Below are 18,014 nucleotides of genomic sequence, written 5' to 3' on the forward strand. Positions count from 1 at the left end.
AAGTAATGTTAAAATGGCGTTTTTTACTGTTAACACTATTCCATGAACATGCCACCATTAACATGTATTGTTTGACCAGTAATATATTTTGCTTTGTCTGAAGCTAAAAACGCTACTGTATTTGCAATATCAGTGTCTTCACCGAATCTTGATAATGGAATTTGTTGAAGCATTTGATCTTTTAAATCATCTGTTAACGCATCAGTCATGTCAGAAACAATAAATCCTGGCGCAACAGCGTTAACTGTAATATTTCTTGAAGCTAATTCCTTCGCAGCAGATTTAGTCAATCCAATAACGCCTGCTTTTGTCGCCACATAATTGGCTTGACCAGGATTACCGACTGCACCAACTACACTAGATAAATTGATAATTGAACCACTTCTTTGTCGTAACATTTGTGGTGTTACTTTTTGAATACAGTTAAATACACCTTTTAAATTAGTGTCGATAACGTCATCCCATTCACTTTCTTTCATGCGCATCAATAAGTTATCTCTAGTTATACCTGCATTGTTGACTAATACATCGACTGTACCAAATTGGCTTACAACTTCTTTAATCATCGCTTTTACTTCATCACCATTGGCAACATTAGCTTGAATTGCAAAACTTTCTACACCTTTAGCTTTGATTTCTTCTACTACAGCTTCTGCTTTTTCTTTATTGCCTGCAAAATTTACTGCTACGTTATAACCTTCCTCAGCTAATTGAATTGCTATACTACGACCGATACCTCTAGATGCTCCAGTTACTAATGCATTTTTAGTCATTTTCATTCCACCCTTTTACATCTTCTAATGTTTGAATTGAAGTGAGTTTAACATCTCTATTTATTTTTTTAATTAAACCTGAAAGTACTTTACCTGGTCCAATTTCTATAAAATGATCTACACCTTGGTCGAGTAACCATTTCGTAGAATCTATAAATTGAACCGGAGAATATAATTGTTTAATCATATTTTCTTTTATTATTTTAGCGTCTGTTTCACCTTTAGCATTTACATTTTGGACAACTGGATAATATGCATCGTTCCACTCAAATTGTTCGATATAATTTGCAAAATCTGATTCAATAACTTGCATCATCGATGAATGGAATGGCCCAGAAACTGCTAAAGGCATGACACGTTTAGCACCCATAGATTTCCCTTCTGCAACGAGTTGATCTATCAACGTCTTATGCCCTGAAACCACAATTTGTCCAGGTGCATTTATATTAGCAGGTTCTATGATTTCGTCTTCTGTTGACAGTTGTTTACAAATATCATCAACTTCACTGTAATTTAAACCTAGTACAGCCGCCATACTACCAACACCATCAGGAAAAGCTGCTGACATTAATTGTCCACGTTTACGTACTATTTTTACCGCATCTTCAAATTTTAGTACACCGCTTGCTACTAAACTTGCGTATTCACCTAAGCTATGCCCCATTGTATAATCTGCATTAATCTGATTTAACGCCTTTAATAATGCAGTGCTATGCGTTAATAATGCTGGTTGTGTATTTTCAGTTTGGCCTAACTTATCTTCAGCATCTTCAAACATTGTTTCTAAAATATCAAAATCTAATTGTGCTTGCGCTTCATTTAGAATTGATGTAGCTGCATCATTTTCATTAAACAAATCACTAGCCATACCAACTTTTTGTGACCCTTGTCCAGGAAAAATAATCGCTGTTTTACCCATTTTTTGACCCCACCGTTTCTCTCATTGTATCTACTATATTTAATTCTCCTGCAACCTTGGCTTGACGAATTGCTGAATAAAATGCCTTAGCATTAGAACTACCATGTGCTTTAACAACAATACCATTCAATCCTAGTAAAACTGAGCCACCGTATTCTGCATAGTCCATTTTGGTAGTTAGCTCATTTAAATCTTTACGCAAGACTAATGCTGCCAACTTATTTTTGAAATTACTTAAAAGTGTAGTTTTCAACATTTTCCCTATAGATTTTGCTACACCTTCTAGATTTTTTAGAATCATGTTACCAGTATAGCCATCCGTAACAACGACATCTGCAGCATCATCCATTAATACTTTAGCTTCAACATTACCAGCAAAATGAAATTCTTGTTGTTCTTCCATTAAATTGAACGCTTTTTTAGTTAATGTATTCCCTTTAGCAGCTTCAGTTCCTATATTAAGTAATGCTACAGAAGGTTGTTCAATATTACGTATTTTTTGTGCATAAATATTGCCTAATTGCGCATATTGCAATAAATGTTCGGCTTTAGCATCCGCATTGGCACCAACATCCATAAATACAAAACCTTTACCTGAGACAGTCGGTAAAGTAAGCACTAATGCTGGTCTTTCAACACCTTTAATCCTACCAACTATAAATAATCCTGCTGACATTAAAGCACCTGTATTACCAGCTGATACACAACCATCCGCTTCTCCAGATTTTACAGCTTCAGCCATGCGCACCATGGAACTATTTTTTTTTCGTTTAATTGCTCTTACAGGTTCATCTTCCATTGTTATTGCTTCTGTACAGTGTCGCACTTCCACTCGACCGTGGTTAATATTACATTTATTTTGATCACCAAATAATATAATTTCTAAATCTTTAAAATCATTGACCGCTTTTTCAACAGCTTCTAAAACGATGCCAGGTGCATCATCGCCACCCATCATGTCGATAGCTATTTTAACCATTTTGTTCATCCTCACTTGTATAATACATTTTAAACGTACCTCTAAATACTAAAGTATCTTTGACATACGAACTTACTTTTATCTTAAAATATTTATTAGTTATTTCAACAGCTTGTGCTTCAGCACGTACCGTATCATTTAATTTAACTTGTTTTAAAAATGTAACGTTACTTTCTTTAGTTAAAACGATTGGTTTATGTATAAGTGCCACACATAATGAATTGGCCTGTGCAAACAACACATGACCTCTGGCAATTTTATTTCTTGTAAATACTGAATCTTCATCAATATTAATCAGAGATGTTGCTTCATGATCAGGTTCTACGTTAATCACATCACCTATGATTTCACTTCCATCAATAGACCGAATACTTTCGTAATTTTTTCGAGCAACAGATTTTATTCTTTTTCTCAACTCAGGAATATTTAAGTGTGTACGGTCCAATCTTATTGTTTGGATACTGACTGAAAAAAGACTACTTAAATCAAGATCAGTAATAAAGGGATTTTTTTCTATTTCTTTTTTAATTGCTTCGCGACGTTCTTGTTTTTTTAATTTCATAGTTTACTACTCCCGAATTTTAGTACCAAGTCTTAAACATTCCTCACATATCATAACACTTTCTATTTCAATTGCTCAACTAAAAACATAAGACTTTCTACATTAAATCGAGTTAATACCGAGCACTTTTATTGTTAAAACAAAAAAGTTTTTTGTGGTTAATATATAATTCGAAATAATAATATGTTAAATTATATAAAAATAATATGTATAATTTTTAAATTTCTTAACCATTAAGAAATTTTTAAGAAATAAATAGATCATACATTCCAATTCAAAGGGGTTGAAAACAATGAAAAAAGTAGTGACCAATGTATTACTATCAGCAACATTTTTTGCAACTATCTCTACGCAGTCCAACGCAAAAGAACTAAATAGTATCATTCCTGAACGCTTGGAAAGTTCAAGTGAAACAAAAATATCCAATAAAATAGATGTAGAAAATTATCTTCAAAACAACGCTACGTCTATGCTTAACAATAATGATAAAACTAAAACGGAATCAATTAATAAAAATGCTTTTAAACAATATAAAGTAATCAATAGCAATACTGATTCAACTGGCGTTTCGCATTATGAATTAAAGCCAAAAATCAATAATGTATTAGCAGATGATAGTACGATAAAAGTCCATGTCAATCGAGATGGAAAGGTATCACTCATTAATGGACATATACACAGACAACATATCGACGTTAAAAACAAAGTAAACGTTTCATCTTCTCAAGCAGAAAAGTTAGCCTTTAAAGCGATTGGTAAAAAAAGTAATGACGTTGCAAACATAGATGGTTTTAAAATAGTGTCTAAAAACAAATTAGATATTAATAGCGAAAAGGAAAGATTCATACATAATATCGAATTAAATTACGTATCTCCAAAACTTGCGCATTGGCAAATACAAGTGGATGCTAGTACTGGGGAAATATTAAAAAAGCAAAATGTGATTGAACATGCTTCAGAAGAAGGTTCTGGTATCGGAGTGAACGGGGATAAAAAATCACCACTTAACGTATCTAGTAACAGTGGACAATATACTTTAAATGATACAACTACAGATGCACATATTAATACTAAAAGTGCCAATGAAACCATGGATCAATTTTCTCCTATCACTCACGATTCAAAACATTTTGATGAAAAGCAACAACGTCCCGGTGTCGATGTACACTATTACGCAAAAGCAGTTTATGATTACTATTTAAATAAGCACGGCAGAAATAGTTATGACGATAAGGCTGCTGACATTAATTCTGTCGTACACTTTGATAAGAACTATAATAACGCTGCATGGACTGGACAATATATGGTTTACAGTGATGGTGATGGTCAAACATTCAATCCTTTATCAGGTACTAAAGATATTGTCGCTCATGAATTGACACACGCAGTGACAGAAAGAACTGCTAATTTAGAATATGAAAACCAATCTGGTGCGCTCAACGAATCTTTTTCAGATGTTTTTGGATATTTTATAGATCCTGATAACTGGTTAATGGGTGAAGATGTATATACACCCAAACAAGATGGTGATGCGTTAAGAAGTTTAAAAAATCCAGAAAAATATGATCAACCAGCACATATGGACCAATTTTATACTGGCTCTGAAGATAATGGTGGTGTCCATATTAATAGTGGCATTCCAAACCAAGCAGCATATCTTACCATACAATCTATTGGTAAAGATAAGGCTGAACAAATATACTATCTAGCATTAACGCAATATTTGACATCTAACGCTGAATTTTCTGATGCTAAAATCGCTTTAAAACAAGCTGCAGATGAATTATACGGTCATGATAGTACCGAATCAAAATCCATAGAGCAAGCATGGACTGAAGTAGGGGTTGATTAGTAAATATTAAAAAAACAGCTATTTAGCGAAACTCAAACTAAATTGCTGTTTTTTTATATTATTTGGTTAATCAAAGCTAGTATATAGTAAATTATCTTCAACAAAAGTTCTTAGCCTTTGATACTCATCTTCAAAAAATGCACCAGATTGTATTAATTCTGCTGCCTCATCTCTTGCTACTTCTAACATTTTGTAATCTTCAACTACATTGGCTACTAAGAAATCAGGTAATCCACTTTGTTTTACACCAAAGAAATCACCAGGTCCCCTCATCTCTAAGTCGCGTTCGCTTAATTCAAAACCATCTGTCGTTTGGGTCATTACATTCATACGTTCTATCCCTGTTTCTGTTTTAGGAGAAGCGATTAATACACAATAACTTTGATGCTCACTTCTACCAACGCGTCCTCTTAATTGGTGCAAAGTCGATAATCCAAAACGATCCGCATCGTAAATCATCATAAACGTTGCATTTGGTACATTAACCCCCACTTCTACAACAGTTGTAGACACTAATATATCAATTTCATGCTTACTAAATTGTTGCATCACTTGATCTTTTTCTTCAGAAGTTAATTTACCATGAAGTAATCCAACTTTTTCAGTACCATAATAAACTTGTAAAGACTCAAATAATTCAACAACATTTTGTACATCTTCTAAATGCTCTGAACTTTCTATCAATGGACAAATCACATATGCTTGTCTACCTTTTTTTAATTCAGCGGACATTTGTTTTAATACGCTTTCATACGCTTCATGCTTAGACCAAGAAGTTATAATAGGTTTCCTACCTTTTGGTAACTGTTTGATTGAAGATACATCCATCTCTCCAAAAACTGAAATCGCTAAAGTACGTGGAATAGGTGTCGCTGTCATAAACAAAACATTTGTCATAGCACCTTTTTCTCTCAACAATTGTCGTTGATTGACACCAAAACGATGCTGTTCATCTGTAATTACAAGACCGACATTATTAAATACAACATCATCTTGAATAAGCGCATGTGTTCCAATAATACAATCTATCTCATTTTGCTCAAGTTGTTCCAACAAAATTCTGCGCTTTTTCCCTTTAACAGAACCTGTTAGTAAAGCAATATTCATTCTGTCACCAAATAACTCCGCAAGACTTTCAGCGTGCTGCTCGGCAAGTATTTCTGTAGGTACCATTAAAGCAGATTGATAACCTGCCGTTTTTAATGCATACATACAAATTGCAGCTACTACTGTTTTCCCTGAACCAACATCACCTTGTAATAATCTATGCATACGGATGGGTGCTTTTAAATCTCTAAATACCTCATTGACACTTTGCTTTTGTGCGTCGGTTAATTCAAATGGTAAACTTGCTATAAAATTTCTAACTAATTGAATATCATAATCAATTTCGATTGCCTCATCTGATATTTTTTCCAATCTATTTAGCCATTGCATTCTTAGTTCAAACATAAATAATTCAATAAATGCGTATGTTCTTCTAGCTTTGAGTAATGAGGTTTTATCAGGCGCAAGGTGCAATGTTTTGATTGTATCTTCTAGCGTTTCTAATTTATATTTTGCTCTTAACGCATCTGATATCCATTCATGAATCGTGACATGTCCTAATACTTGCCTAATCATATCACGTAGTGGTTTTTGCTTTATCCCCTCTTTAATTCGATAAATGGGTTCAAATTGTACATCATCCATCGCTGATTGATTAAAAAACATTCGATTTCCGTTAATTTCTTGCTTGTTTCTATTCCATTTACCTTTAATCGTAATCGTTTGGTGTAATTCTAGTTTGTTTTTCAGATAAGGTTGGTTAAAAAACACACATTTTACAGCAATGTTGTTAACCATTAAATGAACTGTAAGCTTAGATTTATTCCTACCAAAAAAAGCGACAGTGGGTGTTGAGTATACTTCCCCAACAACAGTCACCATCGCTTGATCTTCTGCTTCATTTAAGTCAATTACAGTATTGTCTTCATAACGCGTTGGTAGATATAAAATTAAATCCTCTACTGTATAAATGTTCAATTCATTTAATACCGCTAACCGTTTCGGACCTAAACCCTTAATTTGAGATAAAGGAAATGTACTTTCTATTAAATTGACTTTTGACATTTTAATCACCAAATATTTCTTGTTTTAAACGCTGTCCTGTCGGTGTACCTGCTAAACCTCCACGACCAGTTTCACGCAATGCTGAAGGCATCGTTTGCCCTATTTTATACATCGCTTCTATAACTTCATCTGTCGGTATTCTAGAAGTTACACCTGCTAATGCCATATCTGCTGATACGATTGCATTAGATGCTCCAGCTGCATTTCTTTTTACACAAGGTACTTCTACTAAACCAGCTACTGGGTCACATACTAAACCTAGCATATTTTTCAAACAAATTGCAAAAGCTTCAGAAGATTGTTGAGGTGTACCACCTGCAAGTTCAACTGTTGCACCTGCTGCCATAGCCGCAGCAGAGCCAACTTCAGCCTGACAACCTCCTGCCGCACCTGATATCGATGCATTATTTGCTACAACAAATCCAAATGCGCCTGAAGTAAGTAAGAAATTCAACATATCTTTACGCGTAGGCTCAAGTCGTGGTTTCAAACCAAACAAAACGCCGGGAACTACCCCAGCTGAACCAGCTGTTGGTGTAGCACAAATTTTCCCCATTGCAGCATTTACTTCATTTGTTGCTACTGCTTTACTAACAGCGTCTAATAAAGTTGCACCAGATAAAGATTTACCTGTTTTTAAGTATTCTTTGATTAAAACAGCATCTCCACCTGTTAAACCAGTCGTTGAAGTAACACCTTCTAAGCCTTCATCTAAAGCATTTTCCATAGTTTGTAAATTCTTATCCATATGTGCATATACTTCTTCTTCTGATAGACCCGTAACTTCCATTTCTTGCTCGAGCATCACTTCATATATTTTTTTATTTTCTGTCTCACATTTTTCAATGAGTTCTTTCACACTTTTAAACATTGATAACCCTCCATTAGGCGTCGCCCATGAGTGAGACTGTCACTACACCATCGACGTTTTTTATTTTTTCTATTATTTCATCATTGATAGCATCATCTAATTCACAAGTCATTAATGCTTGGTCGCCTTTTTCTTTTCTTGAAACTTGCATGCTGCCAACATTAATACTGGAATCACCTAAAATATTAGCGACGCGTCCAATCGTACCGAATGTATCTTTATGGAATACTAAAAGTGCTGGATAATTGCCACTAATTGCAATACTAAAACCATTGATTGCAACAACTTCTATTTTACCACCACCGATAGATACACCTTCAACAGAAATTTCTTTTTCTCCGTCTCTCATATTAATAATTGCAGTATTTGGGTGAGAGCGTTCTTCTGCCATTTCAATAAAATTTACTTTCATCCCAATTTCTTCAGCAGTTTCCAAACTTTTTTGGATTCGATCATCGTCTGTATCATATCCTAATAAACCACCTACAAGTGCGACATCAGTACCATGACCCTTATATGTTTCCATAAATGAGCCATACAAATATATATCAACTTGTTTTGGTATTTCATTAAATAAATCTTTAGCTACTAACCCAATTCTGACTGCACCTGCTGTATGTGAAGATGATGGACCAACCATTGTTGGGCCAATTATATCGAAAACTGTTTTATATTTCATAATGGATACCCCACCCTTGTTTTTAATCATTCTAAAGTGTTGCGCTTACATTTCATTTGCACCTTTATTATTATAACAATTTAAGTAAACATTATAAACTAATTTTGGTTGTACTGCTTTTAATTTAAAATTGTTACAAATTGCACACTATTGTGAATTGAATATACATATAAAAGTAGCAAAAATAAAAATTTTTTCACAATAAATATTAATAAATAAAACACAATAACCTTGTATATACTTTTTAAAGATTTTATATCTACCAAATGTTTTATTTTACTTCAAAAATAAATATACGTAACTAGATATGAAACATACCTAATTACGTATATTAATAGAATTTTTGTCGTTATCAACAAACTAAAATTATTCAACAGAGAACAGATATTGATATACTGGTTGATCACCTTGATGTTGATCTAGTTCAATGTCTGGATATGTTGCTTCAATCCAAGATTCAACATTAGATGTTATCTCACCGTTGGCATCTTCACCAATAATCATAGTAATTATTTCACTTTCGTCAGTAATCATTTGAGATAATAGTTGTTTTACTGTCTCAAATTCGTCTTCATTACTTGTGATAATTTTATCTTCGATTAATCCCATAAATGCGTCTTTTTTAATTTCCACGCCATCAACTTTAGTATCTCTCACCGCATAGGTAACAGATCCAGACGCTACCACTTCTAATGATTCAACCATACGTGCTTTATTGTCAGTCAGCTCGTCGGATTCATCAAAGTTAAATAATGCAGCTATTCCCTGTGGTATAGATTTCGTAGGAATGACAACAGCTTCAGCATCTACAATTGTTGCAGCCTGTTCACTCGCCATCATAATATTTTTATTATTTGGCAAGATGATTGCTCGTTTACATTGTGATTGTTCAATCACTTTCACAATATCTTCTGTAGACGGATTCATTGTCTGGCCACCACTTATTAAATGTGTCGCACCCATGGATTTAAACAATTCAGATATGCCTTCTCCCATAGAAATAGCGATAACTGCAGTGTCTACTGTTGAAGTTTCTTGATTAGATTGCTGTGCATTAGAACCTTTTTGTTCTTTTTTTACGACTTCACGATGTTGTTCACGCATATTCTCAACTTTTAGTTTAATTAATTCACCGTATTGCTGACCGTAATTAAAAACATCGCCGGGTTTTTCAGTATGTACATGAACTTTTACAATTTCATCATCATTAATAACTAATAATGAATCACCAAATTGGCTCATCTCTTCTCTAAAAGTATTTTCATCGAACACTTTTTTATTAACTCCAAAACGAACCATCATTTCGGTACAATACCCATAAACAATATCTTCAGTATTTATCACACCGTGGAAATCATGTTCTTCATTTACTAAAGTTTCTGTATTTAATTTTGGAGTTTCTGCAGTTACAGTTTCACCTTTTAACGCTTTTAGAAAACCTTCATAAACGATGACTAATCCTTTACCACCACTGTCAACTACGCCAACTTCTTTTAATACAGGTAATAAATTAGGCGTATTTTCTAAAGAAATATGAGCTTGTTCTATAATATATGTCACAAGTTCAATGCAATCTTCTGTTTCTTGTGCCTTTTGTAAACCTGCATCCGCAGCATCTCTAGCGACAGTTAAAATTGTACCTTCTACGGGTTTCATAATTGCTTTGTATGCAGTGTCAACACCAGCTTTAAAACTATCTGCTAATTGTTGTGCATTAATTTCACTAAAATCTTCTAAATTTTTACTAAAGCCTCTAAAAAGTTGTGATAAAATAACACCAGAATTACCTCGTGCACCCATTAATAAACCTTTTGAAAAGGTTTTACCTAACTCACCTATATGTTGAGATAAATTCTCTTCTACAGCTTCTCTACCTGATGTCATAGTTAAGTTCATATTTGTCCCTGTATCACCATCTGGAACCGGGTATACATTTAATGAATCTACTAAATCTGAATGATTAGATAAATTTTGTGCCCCTTGAATAATCATTTCGGCAAATAATTTACCATTTATTTTACTAACCATCTCGTTATGTCCTCCTAGTTTTTCTTGCCATTATCCACTCGTACGCCTTGTACAAATATATTAATTGAATTTACTTTAACTTTTAATGTTTGTTCTAATGTATATTTGACAGTTGATTGAACATTGCTTGCAACTTCTGATATTTTCGTACCATAACTTACAATGATGTACATATCAACATCCAATACACTATTTTCTTCTCTCACAACAATGCCTTTTGCATAATTTTCATAGCCTAATATTTCAGCAATTCCATCTCTTACTTGTTGTCTAGAAGCCATTCCTACAATGCCATAACATTCTACTGCTTTACTACCCACAACTGAAGCTATTACTTCGTTTGAAATGTCTATGCTACCATAATCATTTGTAATTTCTAATGTCATTTTATTGGGCCTCCTAGTTTATGGTTCTCACTTTATTTTTGATACTTTAAAACTTTTTATTAAGATTAAAAAATACAATATTATCCATAGTTTACAATTATATCATAAAATGAGTGTAACAAAAGTAGAAGCTATGTAAAGAAATTTTTTTCATTTTATTGCCATTATTTTTTTTATGTGGTACATTATTCAAGTATGTAGTAGATATGTGTATTTATATTTATTAAAGGAGGTACTTTCATGGGCAAACAATGTTTCGTAACAGGTCGTAAAGCTTCAACTGGAAACAATCGTTCACACGCTTTAAATTCTTCTAAAAGAAGATGGAATGCTAACCTTCAAAAAGTTAGAATTCTTGTAGACGGAAAACCTAAAAAAGTTTGGGTTTCTGCACGTGCTTTAAAATCTGGTAAAGTAACTAGAGTTTAATAAATATAATGCACGAAAAAGACCAATCCTTATGTGGAGGATTGGTCTTTTTTTGTTTAAATTTACTACGATATATCAGTCTTTACTTTTAATCATTAACACGCTACCTGAATGAATAGAAACAATGCCTTGTGGTTTTATTAATTCATTAGATATTGTCAATGTAGAACCTAACTGTAAAGATGCTTGTTTCAATTCATATTTAAAATTGATTAATGAAATAACTGTGGGATAAGCAATAGGAATAAATGATATATACGGGTAATTTAAATCCCTTTCGATATTATAGTCTTTAGCAGATAGATATGAAATTTCATTTTGTTGATCAATGATTTTAATATTAATTTGTTTTTTTGTATATTCTGGCTTTTCTAATATTTGCAATGCACCCATAAAATGGTCTAAACGCCCCCCGGTTGCACCGTAAACACATATTTCACTATAACCTGAACTTATAGCTTGTTCGATACCTAATGCTAAATCAGTGTCATCTTTTTCGGAATTATATGGATTAATTGCTAATTTTTCAGTCAAATAATCCTTTTCTTCTTTAGTTATTGAATCAAAATCACCGACTGCAAATTGTGGCATAATCCCCGATTCAATCAAGATTAATGCACCTCGATCAATCCCTATCCATGCCTCGTTTGTTTTATTTTGTAAAATGCTTTCTGGTAAATTTCTTGCACCGCATAATAAATTGACTTTCATTGACTTCAACCTTTCAATGTTTGCGTCACTTGTTTATAATCCTTTTGTTTAAAGAAATATGAACCAGCTACTAACATAGTAGCACCGTGTTCGACTACAGTTGAAACTGTTTCGTCGTTAATACCACCATCAACTTCGATTTCAAATGACAAATTTAATTCTTTCTTCATCTTGTCAAGTTGGTCTAATTTATCAATACTTTCTTGAATGAAAGTTTGACCCCCAAATCCAGGATTGACTGTCATGACAAGTACATAATCCACCATTTTCAGCACTGGAATAATCGCATCTACTGATGTGCCTGGGTTAATGACTACACCAGCTTGTACATTTGCCTTTTTAATTTGTTGTATCACTCTGTGAATATGTGGTGTTGCTTCTACATGTACTGAAATCATATCTGCTCCTTGCGTTGCAAAAAGCTCTACATACTTTTCAGGTTCTTCTATCATTAAATGTACATCTATTGGTAAATCAGTACCTTTCCTAACTGCTTCTAATATAGGTAATCCAATTGAAATGTTTGGAACAAATTGACCGTCCATCACATCAAAGTGCACACCATCAACACCCGCATCTTCCAAAGCCTTTAATTCCTCTTGTAATTGTAAAAAATCAGCTGATAATAATGATGGATATAATTTTGCCACTTAATATCTTTCCTTTCTGTTTGCAATTTCTTTAAATAATTGTAAATAATGTTCATATCTAAAACGAGCTATATTTCCTTTTTCTATTTCATTTTTAACGTTACATTTGGGTTCGTTTATATGGTTGCAGTCTCTAAATTTACATTGTTCACCATATTCATTGATTTCCATGAAATAATGTTTCACTTCATCTTTTTGAATATGATTAAAATCCAACGCGCTAAATCCAGGCGTATCAGCTATAAAGCCATTTTCTCTTTCAAATAACTCTACATGTCTTGTAGTATGTCTCCCTCTATTTAGGGCTTTAGATATATGTTGTGTTTCAATATCCAATTCAGGAAAATATTTATTTAATAAGGTAGATTTCCCAACACCTGACTGACCGCTTAATACCACTAGTCCTTCACCCCATTGTGTGAAAACCTCACCGATATGGTCTTCAACACTTATAAATTGTGTATTATATCCCATCTTTTCATAAACTTTTAGTGTCTGTAATATTGTGTTTTGCATGTTAGGTGAAGTAATATCACGTTTGGTTACTAATATGCGAGGTCTCATATGATAAGAATGTGCGATTACTAAAAACCTATCCAATAACTGAGTTGAAAATTCAGGCTCTACTGCACTCATAACTAATACAAGATGATCAACATTGCTAACTGGTGGTCTTTTTAATTCATTTTTTCGTTCATGAACATGGTGAATATAACCTTCTGTAATATTTTCAACTTCAAAATCTACAACATCACCAACGATAGGCGAAAATTTATTTTTTCTAAATAATCCACGTGGTTTTGTGTCATACATTTGTCCATTTACATCTACACGATATACACCACTTAATGATTTTATGATGCGTCCTGTTTTCACTTAGGCACCCCTCTTTTTAAAGCTTTACATACTATATTATAGCAAAGGCTTTTTAATTTAAATATGATTTGAGACTATTTCAGTTAAAAATAAATAACAGAGCATTATAACTACGAGCAACCGTAGAAATAATACTCTGTTATAAACGTTTTTTAAAAGAAGTTCTCTGAAGCCTTTGGCTTCTGCATAAGCGCAACTATACTCTCTTCGCTTTGCTTCGTTCGCCTTTCGGTTCGCTGAAGCCTTGGCTTCTGCATAAGCGCAACTAAACGCTCTTCGCTTTGCTTCGTTCGTTAAGTTGCGCTAAAAATCGTAAGGAATATCTTTATCAGCTACAACCTTACCATCAACTCGAATGGTATAACCAGCCGTCTCTCCTTTTCAATAGTCATCGGAATGGTTACAGTTTTGTCATCTTTAATTTTAAAGCTTTGTGCAGCTGATGATCCTTTGTCATCTTTGTCTCTCACATATACCTTCACTTCTTGACTTTCATCATCATCGCCCGTATAGGGAACTTGATAAGTTTCTGTATAAGTTTTAGTTTGTGATTTTTCATCTTCTTTAGATGACTTGTCTTCTTGCTCATCAGAATCTTTATCATCTTTTTTCTCTGATGCTTTAGGTTCACCTGTGGATACCACAAATTCTATGGTAGAACCTTCGTCTACTTCTTCGCCTTTAGGTGATTGACTAATAACATTATCCTTTTTAACTGTTTTATCAGAACGTTTTTCTACAGTAACGACTTTAAATCCTTTAGATTCCAGTTCTGATTTAGCAGTCTTAAACGATTTTTTCTCATAATCATCCACATAAACTTGTTTAACACCTAACGATTCAGTCAATTTAATGTCACTATCATTTATTTTCACTCTATCGCCTGGTGAAATACTTTGTGCTTCAATTAAACCCTTAGCAACATTTTGTTTTGTATAAGATTGATCAACTTTAGCATCATCAATTCCTAGTTTTTTTAATTTATTTAACGCTTCTGATTTTGGTAAACCATATAAATTTGGCATTTCTGCAGTTTTAGGACCTTTTGATAACACAATATCTACTTTACTTTGTTGTTCTAAACGCTCACCTTTTCCTGGTGATGTTTTAATAATTTTATTCTCTGGATACTTATCACTGTATGCTCTTGTAGTTTTGCCTAATTCTAGTTTATTATCTTTTAAAATACCTTCTGCTTCTTTTTCAGTTTTACCTATTAAATTAGGTGTTTCTAAATATTTATTACCGAACATTCCCATAGCCATGAAACCAAAGAGTCCAAATAAAAGTAGTACGATGATTAAACCATAGAAAAACTTTTTCTTTTTCGATCTTTTTTTCGGAGGCATCGCATATAATTGTTCCTCATTCGATTGAAAATATTGTTGATTAACAATTGGAATTTGCATGGTTTGATTCATGCTTTTTGATTTATCTTCATCACGTGTCTGATTAGCTATTTCATTTTTATCAATAGGAACCGTTTTAGTGTCTGCATCAACAGAATGATATGGTGATTCATTCTCTCGCTCTTTTGACAGCACAGTAGACAAGTCATCTTGCATTTCTTGTACTGTTTGATAACGATCATTCTTATCTTTTTCAGTAGCTTTTAGCACGACATTGCTCAGTGATTGTGGTACTTCAGAACGTTTATTAGAAACATTAGGCATCGGATCTTGAATATGCTTTATAGCAATACTTACTGCTGTTTCACCTGAAAATGGAGGTTGCCCTACTAACATTTCATAAAGCACAACACCAATTGAATATATATCAGTACCGTTATCTGTTGCATCACCGCGAGCTTGTTCAGGAGAAAGGTATTGAACCGTACCTAAAACATGATTTGTTTGCGTCATCGTTGTTTCACTTAATGCTTTTGCAATACCAAAATCTAATATTTTTAATGTTTGATCATGATTCACCAAAATATTTTGAGGCTTTACATCACGATGAACAATTTTTGTATCATGTGCATGCTTTATTCCTTCAATAATTTGTTCAGTAAATTTGATTACAGTTTTGATGTCTAAAGGTCGATGTTGTTGAATATATTCTGATAAAGTGGGACCTTCTATGTATTCCATCACTAAAAAGAAATTTTCATCATTTTCAGTAACATCAAAAACATTTACGATATGTTGATGAGAAAGCTGTGTTAAGTTGTGAACTTCACGCTCAAAACGCTTAATTGTTTCTTCTTTTTCACCAGAAGGTATCCTAATAGCTTTGATTGCTACATTGCGATTCAAAATAGTGTCATCAGCCAAATAAACCGTGCTCATGCCACCGCCGCCAAGCTTTTTTATCACTTTATAACGTTCGCTTATTAATTTTCCAATCATACCTTATCTCCTTCAATTTCTGCTAAAACAATGCTTACATTATCATTTGTTTCTTGGGATAATGCTAATTCAATAAGATTCCGACCATGTGTTTCTAAATCATTTTCTTGCATTAATTCTTCTTGAATCATATGATTTCTTGCAAAATCTGTTAATCCATCCGAATTTAATAATAGAAAATCATAAAAATTGGTTCTTTTTACAAAAATATCTGGTGTTACCACTTTATCCGTACCCATGACTTTTGTAATAATATTCTTTTGAGGATGATTAAAAGCTTCTTCGACACTAATTTGCCCAATCATTACTAAGTGATTAACGAAAGAATGATCATTTGTAATTTGTTCAATTTCTCTACTATTAATCAAATATCCTCTTGAATCACCAATATTTGCGACAACGACATAATCATCAAATACAAGTGCACAAACACAAGTTGTTCCCATGCCTTGATAGTCTGCATTGTCAACTGAGAGTTGATATAATTCACGGTTAATCGTTTTTAGTGTGGTTCTCAGCCAATCTTCCGCTTGGTTAGGTTCAATTAAATTTTCTTCTTCAAAACGACGTTGCAACTCATCTGTCACAAATTGACTTGCTACTTCTCCTGCTAAATGTCCACCCATACCATCACAGAGTACAAGTAACTGTTGTTCTGTTTGATTATAGAACACACCACCTGCATCTTCGTTCTTTTCACGATATTGACCTGTGTCAGTAAAAAATTGTGCTTTTAGCATACTATTACCTCGTTTCTACTTTTCGTTCCTTAGCTCTTAATTGACCACATGCTGCATCAATATCAGCACCTTGTTCTCTTCTTATTGTTGCATTAATACCTAATCTCTTTAATTCTTTTTCAAATTTAAAGATATCCTCTTTAGGTGTCTTAACGTAATTTCTTTCCGGCACATGATTTACAGGTATTAAATTCACATGACAGTTTAATTTTTGGATTAAATGTGCTAACTCTCTCGCATGTTCAACTTGGTCGTTGACGCCTCCAAACAGTCCGTATTCAAATGTAATACGTCTATTTGTTGTTTCTTGATAATATTTAATGGCTTCCATTAATTTTTCAACGTTATACGCGCGATTAATAGGCATTAAACGAGAACGAATTTCGTCATTAGCACCATGTAAACTTACTGCAAAATTTATTTGAATATCTTCGTCAGCAAAATCATAAATTCTAGGTATAATACCAGAAGTAGAAACAGTAATATGACGGGCACCTATATTTAAACCATTATCATGGTTAACAATCTTTAAAAAGTCCATCATTTCATCATAGTTTTCAAATGGCTCACCAATTCCCATGATTACAATTTGAGATACACGTTCATCAGTTTCATCCAAGGCTTTTTGAACAGTGAGTACCTGAGATACAATTTCTCCCGCTTCTAAATTTCGCTTTAGGCCACCTAATGTAGATGCACAGAATGTACAACCTATACGGCAACCCACTTGAGTAGTGACACATACAGAGTTCCCATATTCATGTCTCATTAATACTGTTTCAATCGTGTAACCATCTTGTAATTCAAATAAAAACTTAATCGTACCATCTCTACTTTCTTGTTTGACTACTGTAGTCATCACTGTCATTGCAAAATGGTCTTTTAAAAGTGCTCTTAGCTCTTTAGACAGATTTGTCATTTCATCAATGCTATCTACTCGTTTTTCATATAACCATTCAAAGATTTGTTTCGCTCTGAATTTTTGTTGTCCATTTTCTTTTAACCAATTTTCCATTTCATCATATCTCAAAGAGTAAATAGATTGCTTTTCGAAATTGGGAAGAAATTTATTTTTTTTCTTCTTTTCTGCAGTTATCAT

Annotated in this window: 16 protein-coding genes and 1 pseudogene; 2 read left to right on the forward strand and 15 right to left on the reverse strand. The window is 33.3% G+C overall.

The features are described 5' to 3' along the window. Window positions 1–35 precede the first annotated feature (35 nt). Genes fabG through fapR form a run of 4 tightly spaced genes read right to left on the reverse strand, consistent with a single transcriptional unit; the run spans window position 36 to window position 3,233 of the window. Complete coding sequence (fabG, locus tag NST87_RS08065; RefSeq protein ID WP_019467940.1) at window positions 36–773, reverse strand: 3-oxoacyl-[acyl-carrier-protein] reductase; 738 nt, start codon at window positions 771–773, stop codon at window positions 36–38. Continuing rightward, window positions 766–1,692, reverse strand: a complete 927-nt coding sequence (gene fabD / locus NST87_RS08070; protein ID WP_040030558.1) for an ACP S-malonyltransferase — start codon at window positions 1,690–1,692, stop codon at window positions 766–768. Before fabD ends, fabG begins: the two co-directional genes overlap by 8 nt. Then, entirely contained in the window at window positions 1,685–2,671 is a 987-nt protein-coding gene (plsX, locus tag NST87_RS08075; RefSeq protein WP_019467942.1) for a phosphate acyltransferase PlsX, read from the reverse strand. Before plsX ends, fabD begins: the two co-directional genes overlap by 8 nt. Then, window positions 2,664–3,233: a transcription factor FapR gene (fapR, locus tag NST87_RS08080; RefSeq protein WP_019467943.1), complete on the reverse strand. Its 570-nt coding sequence runs from the start codon at window positions 3,231–3,233 to the stop codon at window positions 2,664–2,666. Before fapR ends, plsX begins: the two co-directional genes overlap by 8 nt. A 292-nt stretch (window positions 3,234–3,525) precedes the next feature. On the opposite strand from fapR, the gene NST87_RS08085 reads away from it, so the two are divergent. After that, window positions 3,526–5,085, forward strand: a complete 1,560-nt coding sequence (locus tag NST87_RS08085) for a M4 family metallopeptidase (protein ID WP_340721555.1) — start codon at window positions 3,526–3,528, stop codon at window positions 5,083–5,085. A gap of 66 nt (window positions 5,086–5,151) precedes the next feature. Here the strand turns inward: NST87_RS08085 and recG are convergent, their stop codons facing one another. From recG to NST87_RS08110, 5 genes are all read right to left on the reverse strand, one after another. Then, the gene (recG, locus tag NST87_RS08090) at window positions 5,152–7,197 is read right to left on the reverse strand and encodes an ATP-dependent DNA helicase RecG (RefSeq protein ID WP_019467945.1); all 2,046 of its coding nucleotides are present in this window, start codon (window positions 7,195–7,197) and stop codon (window positions 5,152–5,154) included. Between the two features lies 1 nt (window position 7,198). Further along, on the reverse strand, window positions 7,199–8,068 hold the full coding sequence (gene sdaAA, locus NST87_RS08095) for an L-serine ammonia-lyase, iron-sulfur-dependent, subunit alpha (RefSeq protein ID WP_019467946.1): 870 nt from the start codon (window positions 8,066–8,068) through the stop codon (window positions 7,199–7,201). Window positions 8,069–8,081: 13 nt separating this feature from the next. After that, the gene (sdaAB, locus tag NST87_RS08100; RefSeq protein WP_040030555.1) at window positions 8,082–8,747 is read right to left on the reverse strand and encodes an L-serine ammonia-lyase, iron-sulfur-dependent subunit beta; all 666 of its coding nucleotides are present in this window, start codon (window positions 8,745–8,747) and stop codon (window positions 8,082–8,084) included. Window positions 8,748–9,113: 366 nt separating this feature from the next. Then, a complete protein-coding gene (gene fakA / locus NST87_RS08105) occupies window positions 9,114–10,775 on the reverse strand; it encodes a fatty acid kinase catalytic subunit FakA (protein WP_040030554.1) in 1,662 nt (553 codons plus the stop codon). A gap of 14 nt (window positions 10,776–10,789) precedes the next feature. After that, a complete protein-coding gene (locus NST87_RS08110; RefSeq protein ID WP_019467949.1) occupies window positions 10,790–11,161 on the reverse strand; it encodes an Asp23/Gls24 family envelope stress response protein in 372 nt (123 codons plus the stop codon). Window positions 11,162–11,401: 240 nt separating this feature from the next. Between NST87_RS08110 and rpmB the strand changes: the two genes are divergently transcribed. Then, entirely contained in the window at window positions 11,402–11,590 is a 189-nt protein-coding gene (gene rpmB / locus NST87_RS08115; RefSeq protein WP_002483503.1) for a 50S ribosomal protein L28, read from the forward strand. A gap of 75 nt (window positions 11,591–11,665) precedes the next feature. Here the strand turns inward: rpmB and NST87_RS08120 are convergent, their stop codons facing one another. From NST87_RS08120 to rlmN, 6 genes and pseudogenes are all read right to left on the reverse strand, one after another. Next, the gene (locus NST87_RS08120) at window positions 11,666–12,301 is read right to left on the reverse strand and encodes a thiamine diphosphokinase (protein WP_019467950.1); all 636 of its coding nucleotides are present in this window, start codon (window positions 12,299–12,301) and stop codon (window positions 11,666–11,668) included. Between the two features lie 5 nt (window positions 12,302–12,306). Then, window positions 12,307–12,951, reverse strand: coding sequence for a ribulose-phosphate 3-epimerase (rpe, locus tag NST87_RS08125; RefSeq protein ID WP_019467951.1), 645 nt, complete (start codon window positions 12,949–12,951; stop codon window positions 12,307–12,309). After that, window positions 12,952–13,827, reverse strand: a complete 876-nt coding sequence (gene rsgA, locus NST87_RS08130) for a ribosome small subunit-dependent GTPase A (protein WP_019467952.1) — start codon at window positions 13,825–13,827, stop codon at window positions 12,952–12,954. Between the two features lie 303 nt (window positions 13,828–14,130). Further along, window positions 14,131–16,175 (reverse strand): annotated as a pseudogene (pknB, locus tag NST87_RS08135) (Stk1 family PASTA domain-containing Ser/Thr kinase). Continuing rightward, a complete protein-coding gene (locus tag NST87_RS08140) occupies window positions 16,172–16,915 on the reverse strand; it encodes a Stp1/IreP family PP2C-type Ser/Thr phosphatase (RefSeq protein WP_019467761.1) in 744 nt (247 codons plus the stop codon). The pseudogene pknB and the gene NST87_RS08140 overlap by 4 nt, the downstream one beginning before the upstream one ends. Before the next feature lie 4 nt (window positions 16,916–16,919). Beyond that, a complete protein-coding gene (rlmN, locus tag NST87_RS08145; RefSeq protein ID WP_019467762.1) occupies window positions 16,920–18,014 on the reverse strand; it encodes a 23S rRNA (adenine(2503)-C(2))-methyltransferase RlmN in 1,095 nt (364 codons plus the stop codon).

It is taken from the genome of Staphylococcus sp. FSL W8-0271, from assembly GCF_038006605.1.
GTDB classification, from domain to species: Bacteria; Bacillota; Bacilli; order Staphylococcales; family Staphylococcaceae; genus Staphylococcus; species Staphylococcus cohnii.

Coding starts and splice junctions, on each gene's coding strand:
- sdaAA (WP_019467946.1), bottom strand. CDS start 8,068: ATGTTTAAAAGTGTGAAAGAACTCATTGAAAAATGTGAGACAGAAAAT.
- fakA (WP_040030554.1), bottom strand. CDS start 10,775: ATGGTTAGTAAAATAAATGGTAAATTATTTGCCGAAATGATTATTCAA.
- NST87_RS08085 (WP_340721555.1), top strand. CDS start 3,526: ATGAAAAAAGTAGTGACCAATGTATTACTATCAGCAACATTTTTTGCA.
- fabD (WP_040030558.1), bottom strand. CDS start 1,692: ATGGGTAAAACAGCGATTATTTTTCCTGGACAAGGGTCACAAAAAGTT.
- fapR (WP_019467943.1), bottom strand. CDS start 3,233: ATGAAATTAAAAAAACAAGAACGTCGCGAAGCAATTAAAAAAGAAATA.
- sdaAB (WP_040030555.1), bottom strand. CDS start 8,747: ATGAAATATAAAACAGTTTTCGATATAATTGGCCCAACAATGGTTGGT.
- rlmN (WP_019467762.1), bottom strand. CDS start 18,014: ATGATAACTGCAGAAAAGAAGAAAAAAAATAAATTTCTTCCCAATTTC.
- NST87_RS08140 (WP_019467761.1), bottom strand. CDS start 16,915: ATGCTAAAAGCACAATTTTTTACTGACACAGGTCAATATCGTGAAAAG.
- recG (WP_019467945.1), bottom strand. CDS start 7,197: ATGTCAAAAGTCAATTTAATAGAAAGTACATTTCCTTTATCTCAAATT.
- fabG (WP_019467940.1), bottom strand. CDS start 773: ATGACTAAAAATGCATTAGTAACTGGAGCATCTAGAGGTATCGGTCGT.
- plsX (WP_019467942.1), bottom strand. CDS start 2,671: ATGGTTAAAATAGCTATCGACATGATGGGTGGCGATGATGCACCTGGC.
- rpmB (WP_002483503.1), top strand. CDS start 11,402: ATGGGCAAACAATGTTTCGTAACAGGTCGTAAAGCTTCAACTGGAAAC.
- NST87_RS08120 (WP_019467950.1), bottom strand. CDS start 12,301: ATGAAAGTCAATTTATTATGCGGTGCAAGAAATTTACCAGAAAGCATT.
- NST87_RS08110 (WP_019467949.1), bottom strand. CDS start 11,161: ATGACATTAGAAATTACAAATGATTATGGTAGCATAGACATTTCAAAC.